This is a genomic window from Parabacteroides sp. APC149_11_2_Y6 (assembly GCF_054506995.1).
The window spans coordinates 4,221,959-4,237,229 of sequence record NZ_CP173709.1 but is presented as its reverse complement, the minus strand read 5'-3'; the positions used below and the strand labels follow the sequence as shown (position 1 = coordinate 4,237,229).

10 protein-coding genes are annotated in these 15,271 nt (G+C 39.3%); 4 read left to right on the top strand and 6 right to left on the bottom strand.

Annotated features, from left to right (window positions below; translation table 11 throughout):
* Nucleotides 1-270: 270 nt before the first annotated feature.
* Genes ACGE0T_RS17625 through ACGE0T_RS17615 form a run of 3 tightly spaced genes read right to left on the bottom strand, consistent with a single transcriptional unit; the run spans nucleotide 271 to nucleotide 4,737 of the window.
* Nucleotides 271-1,260 (bottom strand): FecR family protein, encoded by a 990-nt coding sequence (locus ACGE0T_RS17625; protein ID WP_459187888.1) that lies wholly within the window; start codon nucleotides 1,258-1,260, stop codon nucleotides 271-273.
* Nucleotides 1,261-1,299: 39 nt separating this feature from the next.
* Nucleotides 1,300-1,893 (bottom strand): RNA polymerase sigma factor, encoded by a 594-nt coding sequence (locus tag ACGE0T_RS17620; protein WP_459187887.1) that lies wholly within the window; start codon nucleotides 1,891-1,893, stop codon nucleotides 1,300-1,302.
* 21 nt (nucleotides 1,894-1,914) lie between these two features.
* On the bottom strand, nucleotides 1,915-4,737 hold the full coding sequence (locus tag ACGE0T_RS17615) for a M16 family metallopeptidase (protein ID WP_459187886.1): 2,823 nt from the start codon (nucleotides 4,735-4,737) through the stop codon (nucleotides 1,915-1,917).
* A 310-nt stretch (nucleotides 4,738-5,047) separates the two neighbouring features.
* On the opposite strand from ACGE0T_RS17615, the gene ACGE0T_RS17610 reads away from it, so the two are divergent.
* From ACGE0T_RS17610 to ACGE0T_RS17595, 4 genes are all read left to right on the top strand, one after another.
* Nucleotides 5,048-6,130, top strand: a complete 1,083-nt coding sequence (locus ACGE0T_RS17610; RefSeq protein ID WP_459187885.1) for a glycosyltransferase family 87 protein — start codon at nucleotides 5,048-5,050, stop codon at nucleotides 6,128-6,130.
* Nucleotides 6,131-6,291: 161 nt separating this feature from the next.
* Nucleotides 6,292-9,531 carry a protein O-mannosyl-transferase family gene (locus tag ACGE0T_RS17605; protein WP_459187884.1) on the top strand — a complete coding sequence of 1,080 codons (3,240 nt, stop codon included), beginning with the start codon at nucleotides 6,292-6,294 and terminating at the stop codon, nucleotides 9,529-9,531.
* Nucleotides 9,532-9,534: 3 nt separating this feature from the next.
* Nucleotides 9,535-10,146, top strand: coding sequence for a polysaccharide deacetylase family protein (locus ACGE0T_RS17600; RefSeq protein ID WP_459187883.1), 612 nt, complete (start codon nucleotides 9,535-9,537; stop codon nucleotides 10,144-10,146).
* A gap of 20 nt (nucleotides 10,147-10,166) precedes the next feature.
* Nucleotides 10,167-11,456, top strand: coding sequence for a S28 family serine protease (locus ACGE0T_RS17595; protein WP_459187882.1), 1,290 nt, complete (start codon nucleotides 10,167-10,169; stop codon nucleotides 11,454-11,456).
* Nucleotides 11,457-11,615: 159 nt separating this feature from the next.
* Here ACGE0T_RS17595 and ACGE0T_RS17590 read toward each other — a convergent pair whose 3' ends face one another.
* The 3 genes from ACGE0T_RS17590 to ACGE0T_RS17580 all read right to left on the bottom strand — a co-directional run bounded on the left by ACGE0T_RS17590 (nucleotide 11,616) and on the right by ACGE0T_RS17580 (nucleotide 15,219).
* Nucleotides 11,616-12,770 carry a clostripain-related cysteine peptidase gene (locus ACGE0T_RS17590; RefSeq protein ID WP_459187881.1) on the bottom strand — a complete coding sequence of 385 codons (1,155 nt, stop codon included), beginning with the start codon at nucleotides 12,768-12,770 and terminating at the stop codon, nucleotides 11,616-11,618.
* 197 nt (nucleotides 12,771-12,967) lie between these two features.
* The gene (locus ACGE0T_RS17585) at nucleotides 12,968-13,951 is read right to left on the bottom strand and encodes a fimbrillin family protein (protein WP_459187880.1); all 984 of its coding nucleotides are present in this window, start codon (nucleotides 13,949-13,951) and stop codon (nucleotides 12,968-12,970) included.
* Between the two features lie 368 nt (nucleotides 13,952-14,319).
* Entirely contained in the window at nucleotides 14,320-15,219 is a 900-nt protein-coding gene (locus ACGE0T_RS17580) for a fimbrillin family protein (protein ID WP_459187879.1), read from the bottom strand.
* Nucleotides 15,220-15,271: the final 52 nt, after the last annotated feature.

The following is a 15,271-nucleotide window of genomic DNA, read 5'->3' as shown; positions in this document are numbered from 1 at the left end:
TTTTCTCAATTAATATTAAAAGGCACCTGCGCCGAGGGCTTTCTAGCTTTTCTTTCATATATTTGTATTGATTTAATAGTTTGTATTAGAAATTTATTTTTAATACGATCGGCAGCCGAAAAATGTAGGAGTTTTTCGGCTGTTTCTATCTTGTCTATTTATGAGGAATCCATAGGCATATCTATTTTAAGGTTAACATTCTATTTCCTGCTCTCCTATAAAATAGACACACGGCAAATCAAAAAGGATGAGTCGCTGTAGTTTATTTTTTTATTTTTTCATCCGGATTTCTATTTTCCCTTCTTTTTCTTCGAATAGTACAGGTGTGATTTTTCCTAATTCATTTAGTATTGTCGTTAGATTTGTACTATCAGTTGTAATCGTATAGGTATATTTCAAGGCTGTGGAGTCTTTTACCTCAAAAGATATATTATAGGTTCTGGCTACTGTCTTTATCACCTCTGATAAAGGTGCATTTTTAAATACTAACACATTCCGTCTCCATGCAGAGTATAATTTAACATCATGTGAACGAACGACTTCGCAACGTCCTGATGCTTTATCATAAATAGCTTTCTCTCCGGGACATAGTTGGTATGATTGGGAAAATTTGGATTTCAGTTCGATTGAGCCTGATTCTAAAGCAATAAATATGGCATCTTCCTCCGGATAGGCTTTTACATCAAAAGTAGTTCCTAAAACTTTGATATCCATATGGGAAAGGTCTACGATAAACGGTCTGTTCTTGTTTTTTGCGACCTCAAACCAGGCTTCCCCTTCCAAATAGACTTTACGCTCGGAAAGACCAAACTTTTTTGGATACCGTATATGACTCCCTGAATTTAAATGGACTTTGCTTCCATCTTGAAAAAGTACCTGCATGCGCTCACCATTAGGGACATAAACTTCATCATATCCGTCATTTGCTAATAAATCGACTTGTGAATTCACACGCATGAAAAGTCCGATAAATAAAGCAATGGGTATCAGAATCGCTGCTGCATATGCAATGAAACGGCGTATCCGTTGGCGATGAAGTTGGCGCATGATTTGCTGATACATTATAGCGGATGGTATCGGATGGTCTATCCATTCGTCTTCCTGACCTATGTTAACAGCTTTCTCATCCATATCCATCCGTTTTGCAAGCCAAGCTTGTCCTTCTGGTGTTTTGAACCAGTGAACCACTTCACGAGCTTCCTCAGGACTCGCCTCATTATTCAGCGTTCTTTCTATTATAATTAAATCGGGTATTTTCATATAATATGTCTTCCTTTATTATATTGACACGCCAAACGATCAATAGGATGAGTTCCACAAATATAAAAGAAATAAAAATAACTGTTCAAAATGTGTCCGTAGTATTTTTATAACTTGAGCGTAATGAGATTTAACTGTAGGCACAGAGATATTCATCTTATCCGCAATTTCTTGATTCGATAGATCCCCTTTTAGTTTATATAGACAGACCTGTCTTTTCTGCTCAGGTAAAAGTTTAATTACTTGGTAGAAATGTTCCATCATGTCCTTCTCTTCTATCTTGGCTAATAGCTCGTCTTCATATTCCGGTGATGATTGTACGATCTCATAATTTTTCTCTAACGCGCTGTTATTATTTCGGATTTCGTTCAAGACATGGTTTTTCAGCATCGTGTAAAGATAGTTTCTCAAATTCACATGAATCACCAACAGGGAACGAGATTCCCATAGTTTCAAGAAAATTTGTTGTACAGCATCTTCTGTCACAAATGAGTTTTTTAGGTATTTATATGCCAATACGTACAGCAATTTATGATATCGCTCATAAATTGCTGTAAACGCATCTTCACTCCCTTTTCTCAAAGCAGAAAGCAAAGCTTCATCACTTTGTGTGGATTTCTGGAAAAAAGACATTTGCTGGTGATGTATTCAATATCAGGATTCAGACTCCATAACCACTTCAATGCGATTGCCTTGTTTCAACAGTTTTTTGATGAATTGTTGGATTTTGGCAGGAGTGATGCCATTTAATGTTTCAATATAATTACTTTCCCCGTTGAAACCTCTAAAATAGTAATTATCCAACGTATTCAACCAATAACTGTTTTCCTGAAGATTTTCAGCATGTCTTTTTAGTATATTATCTTTTGTCTTTTTGAAATCTTCTTCACGAGGTCCGGATTTTGCGATATTTTCCAGTTCGGTGATAACGATTTTATTCATCTGTTCCCGTTTGGCAGGGTCTGTATCGAAATATGCCTGGAAGAAAGTCTGACCTTCTGGGAAATAAGACAGTTGTCCGGAGGTTTGGACGCCATAGGTACCCCCTGCTTCTTCACGGACTTTTTCCATATAAACCAAATCGAGTACCTGTTTCAGCATTGACATCGTTAAAATGTTTTCGAGATTATATTCTATATTCCCCGACCAGAAATTAACTACGGAAGCTTTGGGTGTTTCCAGTTTGCGTTTGAATATATTGGTATAATCGCCTTTGCGTATAGCAGGTACTTCTGCCGGATTTCCTTTTTCGATACGTCCCTGGGTGGGTAATGTAGCCAGATATTGTTCTATATAAGGACGCATTGCGTCTATATTAAGGTTGCCTACGAATGTGAAGACAAAATCTGAAGCATCGGCGAACCGTTCTTTGTACATCTGCATGATACGCAGATAATTGATGTGATCGAAATCGGCTGCTGTAATTCGGGCAGCACGTGGATTATTTTTATAAATGGCTTCTGTTAGCGTATCGCTGAAAGCTACCATCGGATTTAGCTCCAGGTTTTTTAATTGGGCTTTCATGCGCTCTTCAAAAGAAAGATAAGCCTCTTCGTCTATACGGGGTGCCGTAAAGCAGAGGTAAATCAATTCAAATAAAGTTTTTACATCTTCCGGGGTGGAATTGCCGTTTAAATCTTCACTGTTTAATCCAAGTGTAGCGGAACAGGATACCATCTTTCCTGCAAGCACTTTGTTTAGCTCCGTTGCAGAGAAATTGCCAAGTCCTCCCAAGCCGATAACTTCGTTGAATATTTTTAGATTGTCAATATCTTTTTTGCCGAATAGCGTACTACCTCCGGGGCTGGTTGCTGTCATCAGAATTTCATCATCTTTGAAATCAGTGTGTTTTAGCACAACTTTAACACCATTACTTAAAGTCATGACAGTCGCTCCGAATAATGGGTCTACTTTGCTTTCCTTGATTGTTCCGGGAGTAGGTAGAACCGGAATAAGCGGTTCGTTGGAAACAGTCTCTTTGTAAGGTTCTACCGGAAGTTGCTGTGCTTTGATAAAATCGGCAAGCAGTTGCGCTTCAGTCGGATATTTAAGGCCTTCTTTTTCCGGTCCGCTTAAAGTTATGACAATGTTTTTATCGCCAACCAACTCTTTTGCATACCGGTTGATTTCTTCTATCGGTAACTTTGGTGCGATCTGGTTGATAAGTGCATATTCTGTTTCTATACCGGGGATATAACCGCCATCAGTAAAATGCCGGACATATTCGTTGGTATAGCTGCGGTTCTTTTGTTTATCCCGGTCTTTAAACAATGATTCATATTGTTTCAGTATATTGGTACGGGCACGTTCGTATTCGGATGCTGTAAAACCATAACGTTTAACGCGTTCGGCTTCTGTAACGAGGGCATCCATCGCACGTTTTACATCCCCTTCTTTTACCAGGGCAGCTAATGAAAACGCTCCTTTGGTTTTGGTGATGATAAAATCTCCGTCAGAAGCACTTGCTGCAACAAAAGGAGGGTTTGCTTTCTGTACGATTTCGGAAAAACGTTCGTTAATCATTGTTTCGACAGCACTTTCCATATAATCTTTCACTAATCCGGCTACTGTTGCATACATTTCGGCAGGCATTTTTTCATGCTTGTAGAGAATGGAGAGGATGGTGTTGGAAGCTTCCTTGTCTGTAGCAATGGCAACTAATGGTTCTTCATTATCGGCAACTGTAAAGAATTCACGTTTTGCAGGGTTTACAGGTGCGGGAATATCACTGAATATCTTTTTGATATCAACCTCTACCTGGTCTACATTTACATCTCCGACAATAATGATTGCCTGTAAATCCGGGCGATACCATTTTTTATAATAAGCACGTAGTTCATCCGGTTTGAAGTTCTCGATTACATCAATTGTGCCGATAGGCATACGATGGGCATACCGGTTATCCGGTAGAATTTTAGGTAATTGTTGTTCGAGAATACGCATTTGTGCGTTTTGACGGGTACGCCATTCTTCCCGGATTACATTCCTTTCTTTTGCAATTGCAGTGTCTGCCAATGTGATAAAGCCGGACCAATCGTGCAGGATTAGCAGGCAGGAATCTACCGCATTTTTATTTGTTACCGGCGCATTCATAATCATGTAGACTGTTTCATCGAAGCTGGTATATGCGTTGAAGTTTTCTCCTCCACGCATACCAATGCTTTCTGTAAAATCATCCATACCGTGACCAGGAAAATTTTTTGTCCCGTCAAAAGCCATATGTTCAAGAAAATGCGCCAATCCTCGCTGGTTCTCTTCTTCAAGGATTGAACCGACATTCTGTGCTATAAAAAAATCCGCACGGTCTTTGGGTTGGGCATTTTGTCGGATATAATAAGTCAATCCGTTATCGAGTTTACCGTAGCGTACTTTTGGATCTATGGGAAGGGATGGGATGGCGCTCTGTTGTGCCATTAGCTGGAATGCAGCCAGCATCCAGAATAACAGACCGGAAAATAAAATTCGTTTGTACTTCATAATCTTTATTTGTATATTAATATTTGGCTTCTGTTTTTAGGGGCGTAGGCAAATGTAGGCAGTTTTTCTATAAAAACAAATGAAGAGCGGAAACGTTTTATCCGGGTTATAAAAAGCAGATTACTTGCTTGTTAATATAGAAAATTTTATTTTTGCACCCCAAACTCTATTTATTTATTATTTAATCTTTTAATACCTTTAGATGAACCAATTGAAGCAGTGGGTTTACAACCCGATTTTTAGGAAGGATAGTACGGTTTTTTCTGTTTGGATGTTTTTGGGGCTATTATATGCCGTGATAAAACTTCTGATGGGAAAGTTTAATAATTATAGAATATTTGAACACGTGTTTGTACATGCTACAAACGGGCAACCTCTTTATGTAGAGTATCCTGAACAATATTATGATGTAAATCATTATGGATTGTTATTTGCAGCAGTGATAGCACCTTTTGCCGTGCTGCCGGAATGGTTAGGTATGACTTTGTGGATACTTGCCAATACTATTTTTCTTTATTATGCTATTAGCCAGTTACCAATTACTCATAATCAGAAAATATTAATTTATTGGTATGCGATATTTGAATTGATGACGGCGCAGGGTGTACAGCAGTTTAATATCTCAATTGCTGCGATTATTATTCTGACTTTTGTTTGTATAGAGAAGGAAAGGGATTTCTGGGCTGCATTTCTAATTATATTTGGAACATTTATAAAGATTTATCCGATAGTGGGACTTGCCTTTTTCTTTTTCTCTAAACATAAAGTCCGCTTTATTCTATATTGTTTATTGTGGGGTGTTATCTTTTTCTTTGTGCCTGTTTTATATACACCAGGTTTAGACTATACTTTGGAACAGTATACCGAATGGTTTCATTCCATACAGTTGAAGCATGGCCTGAATCTTTTTGCAGATGCCCAAAATGTATCTTTATTGGGTGCCGTGCGTAAAATATCGGGTTGTGCTACTTATAACGATTTATGGTTGATTGTCCCGGGATTAATATTATTCTTTATCCCTTATCTGCGAGTTGTGCAATATAAAAATCAATCTTTCCGTTTGATGTTGCTGGCGAATGTCCTGTTGTTTGTCGTTTTATTCAGTACAGGAACAGAAGCGAGTGGATATGTATTGGCTATGATTGGGGTTGCTATCTGGTATATATGCAGCCCTTCCGGTTGTTCGAAATATAAAAATTGGCTGTTTATTGCTACATTGGTAATTGTAGGGTTATCCACAACGGAATTGGTTCCTCCTTTTATACGAAATGGATTTATCCGTCCATATGTAGTAAAGGCGTGGCCTTGTATTCTTGTTTGGCTAACAGTTTGTTATGAAATGATATTTCTTGATTTTCGAACAATGCCTATTGGTGGTACCGAACGTAAATGACTCAGTAGTGTTTCTGTCTCATTTTTAATATATTTCTAATCTCTTCGACACAATTTAGGAAGTTTCAGGTGGTAGGTTTTAAACGTAAATGTTTACCTTTGCGCCCGACTGTCCGTGTGAGGATAGCTGGATTGATAAATTAATAATTTACTTTATACCGTATGAGAAAGTATAAACTAGTCAACAACGTGTTAGGATGGATTGTTTTCGCAATTGCTTCTACCGTTTATTTGATGACAATCGAATCCACTGCCAGCTTTTGGGATTGTGGTGAATTTATTTCCTCTGCCTACAAATTAGAAGTAGGGCATCCACCCGGAGCACCTTTCTTTATGTTAATGGCGAACCTTTTCACCCGGCTTGCAGCAGGAACGGAAGGAGTGGCAAGAATGGTCAATTCCATGTCGGCTTTATTCAGCGGGCTTACTATCTTGTTCCTGTTTTGGTCTATCACCCATATGGCTCGTAAGATTTTATTGAAAGACGATGAAGAAATATCGTTGGGTAAACTGATTACGATTATGGGTAGCGGACTGGTTGGAGCCTTAGCTTATACTTTCAGCGATACGTTCTGGTTCAGTGCGGTAGAAGGAGAAGTATATGCTTCTTCCTCTTTATTTACAGCCGTTGTATTCTGGCTGATTTTGAAATGGGAGGAGATGGCGGATAAACCGCATGCCGACCGTTGGATTGTCTTGATAGCCTATTTGATGGGGCTAAGTATCGGGGTCCACCTACTGAACTTGTTGTGTATCCCGCCTATCGTACTGGTATACTACTATAAGAAATATCCGAATCCGACAATGAAAGGAACATTGGTGGCTTTGCTGGTGTCGTTCGCTATTGTCGGTCTGATGATGTTTGGTGTGATACAAGGTCTGGTGGAAGTTTGCGGATACTTCGAACTGCTATTTGTAAACGTATTCGGTATGCCGTATAACTCCGGTGTATTTGCCTATGTGATTATACTGGCAGGCGTATTGATATGGTCTATCTGGGAAACGATGCGCGATGAGGTACAACCTGTGCGAATGAAGATTGCTTTTATCCTTTCGGTAGTTCTGATTGGTATTCCGTTTATCGGAAGCGGTTATACACTGGCTGTTATCCTGACTTCCGCATTGACTGCTTATTTGTTTATAAGCAAGAAGGTGAATATTAAGATGTTGAATACCACCTTGGTTTGTTTGATGGTGATCGTAGTCGGTTATTCTTCTTATGCTGTAACATTAATTCGTGCGACAGCGGATACTCCGATGAACCAGAATGCTCCGAGCGATATTTTTACTCTGCGTACTTACCTGGCACGTGAGCAGTATGGTAAAACACCTTTATTTTATGGGCAGACTTTCGTTTCCGAAGTGAAACGTGAAAATAAGGATGGTGCTTGTGCTCCGGTAGTCAAAGAAGGAGAACCGGTATGGAGCCGTGTTATCAAGAAAGATAAAAAGGAAAAAGACCATTATTATATTTCCCGCCATGACCAGGATTATCAATATGTGGATGAACTCAGTACATTGTTCCCCCGTATGTATAGCGCTGATCCTCGTCATATAGAAGCTTATAAGGAGTGGGGACAGGTGAAAGGTGAACCTGTACAGTTTAACCGTTGTGGTGAAATGGTATCGGTAATGAAACCTACATTCCTTGAAAATATCCGTTATTTCTTATCTTACCAGGTGAATTTCATGTATTGGCGTTACTTTATGTGGAATTTCTCCGGACGTCAGAACGATATCCAGGGTAATGGCGAGGTAATGAATGGGAACTGGATTACCGGTATTCCCGCTATTGATGAAATTCTGATCGGACCGCAGGATGATATGCCGCTCGATATAGTGAACAATAAAGGGCATAATGTATATTATATGTTACCGTTATTGCTGGGTATTCTCGGTTTGTTGTACCAAGCTTATTCCGGGGAAAAGGGTATTCAGAGTTTCTGGGTTACATTTTTCCTGTTCTTTATGACAGGTTTGGCTATTGTGCTTTATCTGAACCAGACACCTTATCAGCCGCGTGAACGGGATTATGCATATGCCGGATCATTCTATGCTTTCTGCATATGGATAGGATTTGGTGTCGCGGCACTGGCTAAAGGCTTGGAGCGGTTTGCAAAGATGAGTCCTGTTGTTGCGGGTACGTTAGCGTCAGTATTATGTTTGTTCGTTCCAATTCAGATGGGAGCTCAGAACTGGGACGACCATGATCGTTCCGGACGTTATGTTTGCCGCGATTTTGGTACGAATTATTTGGAATCTTGTGAGCCGAATGCTATTATCTTCACGAATGGCGATAATGATACATTCCCTTTGTGGTATGCACAGGAAGTGGAGGGTGTCCGTACCGATGTCCGTGTATGTAACACAAGTTATTTGCAGACAGACTGGTATACCGACCAGATGAAGAAACAGGCATATGAATCAGCTCCGTTGCCTATCACATGGACTCGTGAACAATATGTACAGGGTAAACGTGATGCAGCTTATGTATTCCCATTGACAGAAGAAGCAATCGATTTGAATACGGCGCTTAATTTCGTACGCAGTGATGATCCTAAATTTAAGAAATTGCCTGGCATTGCTCAGGAACTGGATTATATTCCGTCTGAAACATTAATTTATAAGGTGGATTCGGTTGCCGGTGAAAAAGTTTTGGAAGGTGATACCACTGGTTTGCTTAAGGAGATGACTATCGACCTGAAAGGAAAGAATGCTTTAGGTAAGCAGGAGTTGACAATCCTGGATATGTTGCAAACAAACAATTTCGAACGTCCGATGTACTTTGCCATTACGGTAAGTCCCGACCAGTTTGTCAATCTGGATGGTTATTTCGAACAGACCGGTCTGGCCTATCAGATTGTTCCGAAAAATGCCAACAAGGCTGTCAATACTGAAAAGATGTACGACAATGTCATGAACAAATTTAAATGGGGTGGCGTGGATAAGCCGGGTGTTTACATTGACGAGAATGTAATGCGCATGTGCAAGAGCTACCGTATGATGCTGTTCAACAAATTGGCGGAAGCATTGGTGAGTGAAGGCAAGAAGGATAAGGCACTGGCCGTTCTGGATAAGTCCATGCAGGTGTTGCCTCCGGAAAATGTTCCGTTGGATTACACAGCTCTTGCCACAGCAGAGCTTTATTATATGCTGGGACAGAATCAAAAAGCAGAAGATATCTATACCGTAATTGCAGATAATGCAATGCGTAATGTAAATTGGATTTTCCGTTTGCGGCCTGCTCAGATGGCAACTGCCATAGGAGATCTGGAACAGAATCTTGCTATTTTGCAGCAAGTATTATTAGTAAGCAAAAAGTATAATCCCGAATTCGGTAAGAAATATCAGGAAGAATTTGATAACTACCGTATGGCTTATGGTTCGGTTCGTAGAGAATAAGATATGTTTATAGAACAACCGCCCTGGTTTTACAGGGCACTGTTCCCAGGGGTAATCTGGCGAATACCGGCTAAGAAGAAATGTGTATATCTCACTTTCGACGACGGCCCTATTCCCGAGGTTACCCCTTGGGTATTGGATATACTTGATAAGTATGATGTGAAAGCGACTTTTTTCTGTGTAGGGGATAATGTTCGCAAACATCCGGATGTATATAAAATGGTATTGGAACGGGGACACCGTGTAGGAAACCATACCTTCAACCATATTCAGGGCATCCGTTATTGGAGCCGGAATTATCTGGCGAATGTGGAGAAGGCAGCTTCTTATATTGAAAGTAACCTGTTCCGTCCGCCCCATGGGCATATGCGGTTTCCCCAAGTACTTCGCTTGCGAAAACATTTCCGTATTATCATGTGGGATGTGGTAACCCGTGATTACAGTCCCCATATGACACCGAACGGAGTATTGAACGTAGTGAAGAATTATACCCGCAACGGCTCTGTTATCGTTTTTCATGATTCTCTGAAAGCTGAAAATAATATGCGCGAAGCTATGCCGCGTGCTATCGAATGGCTTAAGGAGCAGGGGTACGAGTTTAAAGTATTCGATTAACGACAAATAATTTATCTACTATGAAACAAACACTGAACATTTTGTTTCTTTCTTTCCTGTTCGTTTTTGCAGCAATGGCTGCTCCCGACGGATTGAAAGAAAGGCTTGCCTCATTGGATGGCGTAAGCGGTATCGAAAAACTTGAATCAGAACATTATGCTGAAAAGTATCTGGTTCGTATTACACAACCGGTGGATCATAAAAATCCGGCGGCCGGAACATTTACGCAACGTGTTGTTGTTGCACATGTCGGATACGATCGTCCTACTATTTTGGTTACCGAAGGGTATGGCGCCGCTTATGCGTTGAGCTCGCGTTATCAGGAAGAACTTTCAAAGTTGTTGAATGCAAATATGGTATTTGTGGAATACCGTTATTTTCTTGAATCGACTCCGAAACCCTGTAACTGGGACTATCTGACAGCCGAAAATTCTGCTTATGACTTACATCATGTAAACCAAACTTTCCGTCAGTTGTATACTGGGAAGTGGATAAGCACGGGTATCAGTAAAGGCGGGCAGACTACAACCCTTTACAGGGCTTATTTCCCAAATGATGTGGATTTTTCTGTCCCTTATGTAGCTCCTCTGAACCGTGCGGTGGAAGATGGCCGTCATGAAGTATTCTTGCGTAAAGTGGGTACTAAGCAAGAGCGGAAAAAGATCGAAGCATTCCAGATGGAAATCCTGAAGCGTAAGGCGGAGATAGTTCCTTTATTGGAGAAATTCTGCAACGACAAGAACTATAAGTTTCATATTCCTATGTCGGAAGTGCTGGATTACTGTGTATTGGAGTATCCGTTTGCCCTTTGGCAGTGGGGCACTCCTGTTTCTGTAATTCCTTCTTTATCTGTCGATACAAAGACATTGTTCCAGCATTTACTGGATATAAGCGGGCCGGATTATTTTGCAGAAGACCAACCGAATGTTTCTTTCTTTGTACAGGCTGCACGTGAGTTGGGTTATTATGGATATGATACGGCTCCGTTCAAAAAATATCTGACAATAGAGAGTAGTAAAGGGTACCTGAATCGCGTTATGCTACCAAAAGAATTGATAGACAAGGTGGAGTTCCGTCCGGAACTTTACAATAAAGTCTATAATTTTTTGAAAGAAAACGATCCTAAAATGATTTTCATTTATGGAGAAATCGATCCATGGAGTGCAACTCGCGTCCCCACTTTCAAAGGAAAGAAAAATGAACAGATTTATATCCAACCCGGCGGTAGCCATCGTGCACGAATCAGTAATATGCCGGAAGACATAAAGGAAAAGATATTGACGCAGATTAATCGATGGCTGGCGGAGTAGAAGTAGCAGTTGACAGTTAACAAGTGACAGTTGACAATTTGCGACAAGCGGAATTGTAAATAATATAAAAAGGGAGTAAGTGTCTTTAATAGAACTTGCTCCCTTTTTTATTTTGTGCTGCTTAAACTGTCAACTGTCACTTGTCAACTGTCAACTTTTTTAATTGGGGTAAACTGCTTTTTCCCAAGCAACTCTTGTTTTGTACCATTCGTTGATTTTAGGGATGGACTGTTGTGGGACAAAGACAGTTAAACCGCAACAGCGGTCGATCGGTTTTGAATAACCTAGGGCTCCGAAGAAAGCATTTTTCGTATGGGCTTCGTAAGTGATTAATTTACCCATAGCAGCCTGGAACTGTTCATATTGTCCGGCTGTAGCCAATTGCTTGATAAAATCGTCGAAGTCGTACAGAAAGCCTTGCCTTAGCGTGTAATAACTATTAGTCAGATATTCCAGCCGTTGCATACTTTGTAGATCTAAATTAAAGATATCCTCTTCACTTTTGTCTGCAAGTATTTCTTTTACTATGGCTGTCAGATTTTCTATTTCGCTTGTTTTTGCAACCGATACGGTAGCTGTTTGGTTATTTCCACTTAACGCATTATAGTAATTATAAAATATTTCTGCTGCTTTTTCTAGTTGGAGATTGTTTTCAAAGAAGACAGGGATAATTTTTTCGTAAGGCCATCCGTCCCCCATTGTTTCGGTAGGAGATGCCAGGATGTAATTTGCTTTATCTTTTAATTCGTAGATACATTCTACGCTTGCCATGTAACAAGCATCAAAGAGGATATAGTTGAAAAGCCCGTTGGGAATACCTTTGGCAAGTTCATCTATCTCCATCCAGTTGGTACCATCTTGGCCGAAAGCTTTCATCATATTTTGGTATTCAGAGGGTACCCACGCGGAACCATGACTCCATAAGTCAAGCCCGTAACTATCGGCAGGAAAACGGGAAACAACTTCTTTAATTACACTTAACAAGACTTCAGGAGAAGCTGAGTTTTGCTTTTCGTAGTCAAGAACTACCTCTTTTATTACTTTTCCATCTGAATTTTCTTTCAACTGAAGCAGTTGAGGTGTTGCTCCTTCGAGGGTATAATATACAATCAGATTGCCGCCATTCAGGTTCTTCTTTGTCGCGACTTTCATCAGGGCATCTAAATTTAATACTCCAAATCTGTTTAAATCATTATTTGCCATCATATAAATTAATAGCGTATGTTTAGCCGGGACAACCGGTTCATCGGATTTGGTACAACTGGTTATGCCAAAGGAAAGAATGAATAAAAAAGCGATTAATTTAGTTTTCATAGGTCAATATATAATATTTTGCGAAGATACAGATATTAATTGTTTCTTTTGTGTTTTCTGCATTGATAATATCTATTATTAGATGAGTTTTATAGATATGTATGAGTAGATTATTAACTGCATTTTAGTAAAAGGAACGCCCCATCCCTTTCAGAACAAGGATGAGGCGTTTTTTAGCGGCTAATTAATTCGAATATCTATTCGACGTCTCCACCACCTGTGTTCCCATTCGGGTCCCACGGTGTAATGTCTGCAGAAACAATGATCTTGTCTTTGAATGTCAAAGTTATGACATGTTTTTTACCCATTTCCAAACCGGTAGCTGTTTCTGATGGAGCACCAATATTAATGATATCAATGATTTTTTCTCCTTCATATTCAGTCGTAACTGTAATAACCAATGGATTGTCTGATGTTCCGTAAGGCTTTTCTCCTCCATTGAATATCATAGGAATAACTCCGATCTTGGTGGGAGTAGTTGGTATTATCATACCTTCAGCATCCTCATAGACAATAACATGTGTATCTGGACTATTGTCTGTTATTTTAACATCTATATTTTCTTTATCATTCAAATACAAGTCAATAGAGCTTGGAATATCTTTGATTAATACTTGTTTGATTTTTCCAAAACCTTTTTGACCTGCAGCAGTCCCTACAACGTTGATTTGAATCTGTGATAGTATATGCTTAAAGGTTAAAACAGGGTCGGGTGTAGGGGTATCCTTTGTTCCAACGCTGTAGGGAAGTGCATGTACGATATCTATTTCACCATTTACATCTGTAAAAGAAACCCAACTTGGTTTTTCACTGGTCCCAACATGGAAAGTTCCTGCCGGATAAAATCCTGTGAAGAATGTCTCTTTTTCCCCATTATAGAATTGCCATTCAGAAGGTAAAACAAACTTTTTACTCGAGTTTATTTTTACAGCCTTAACGCCATCTAATGTAGGCAAAAGAGTACCTTTTTCAATATCAGTACGAATTAAATAAATATCATCCTCTGTTGTAAAATCGTTCTTCTCCTGTGGATTGATAGCCGCTTTGCTAACGATTTCGTTTACACCTATGCCTAAGTTGATTTTGGTTTGATTGCTAGGATCATAAGGATGATCATTGTGACTATTACAACTTACCATACCAGCTATGGCAAGCATACTGAAAACTAATTGTTTAATCATTGGAAATTAACAGTTAAGTGATTGATACTTTGATAAAATTGGTTTTAAAAAAAAATATTACATTGGTCAAGTGTTGTCTCCTCCCTTCTGTAAGGTTTTAATTATAATCTTACCCGTTTATACTCTTTGATTTTCAATACAGCCATGAAATTAATTCAAATGGATTTGAAAATCATTATATTACAAAGATATAGCTAATTTATTTTATATGCAAATGTTATAAGTGTTAATAATGAATTTATTCCGTAATAGGGTGTGAGGAATACTTGTTTTGATGTTTCGTGAGGGTTTAAATATCAATGAGTGGATGATATTTGAGGGTTGGATATTTTTTTTGAAAAAAGATTGTAGATGATGTAATTTAAATACTAAAAGTAGATAGTTTCTTTACTGCCGCCTCCGTCTACCCAAGGGGTGATACTACCGGATAATTGGATGTCTTTGGCTTGTATGGTGAACTCATAGGTTTGTTTCTTTCCAGATTCGAATGCTTTGGTAGATTCGATACGGTAGTCCTTGTTACTCATTCGGACGATGAATACAGGCTTTGTATTTGGGCAAAGCAGGAAGTCGGTTACAATGGTTTGCTCTGTCGGAATAACAGGAAGGTTTAAATCCTTTATAAGGGTATATGGAGTGTTTGAAGCTGTTTGTGTCAACTTGCCTTCTTGTATATTGAGTTGTACTATCGGCGAATAGTTTTCTAAAGAAATACTTTGTAGAATCATATCTTCCTGGATGTCATCTGCTTTTTGGATTTTAATTGTGATAGCGGAAAGGATATGATTGAAGGCGAGGTTTACAATCTCTGTATTCGTCGTTTTATTCCGGTTCTTGACAGGAGTAGCCCACATTATATCGTCTTGTTGATTCAGGTCGAATGGAATACTTTCAAGCATATCGGTTGCCGATGGTGTATAAGGGTAATAGGCATAGAAGTTAAGGAGGGTATCGGGATTGATAGGGTAATGAGTTTCTATGGTCGTTACTAATTCATCGTTACCGGCTTCTTTTGTATAAAGCGTGTTGGTAAGGTCTTTACGAAGCGCTGTGTTTGTATCGCCGTCATCTTTATGATGTCCCCATGAAAAGACTCCGATTTGGGAGTTGTCGGGGAGGGTGGATTCGGTGATGATGGATTTGGATAGGGTTAGGATATGGGTGGAGAAATGAATCTGATAACTAGAAGAATCAGGTATTTGATTATTCTCATTACAAGAAACGTATAAGAATAGTAAACAGCAGATAATGTATATTCTTGTTATCATTTTCATTATATGGTAGGCTTAACTATCATGTAATCACATGATAGTTAAGCCT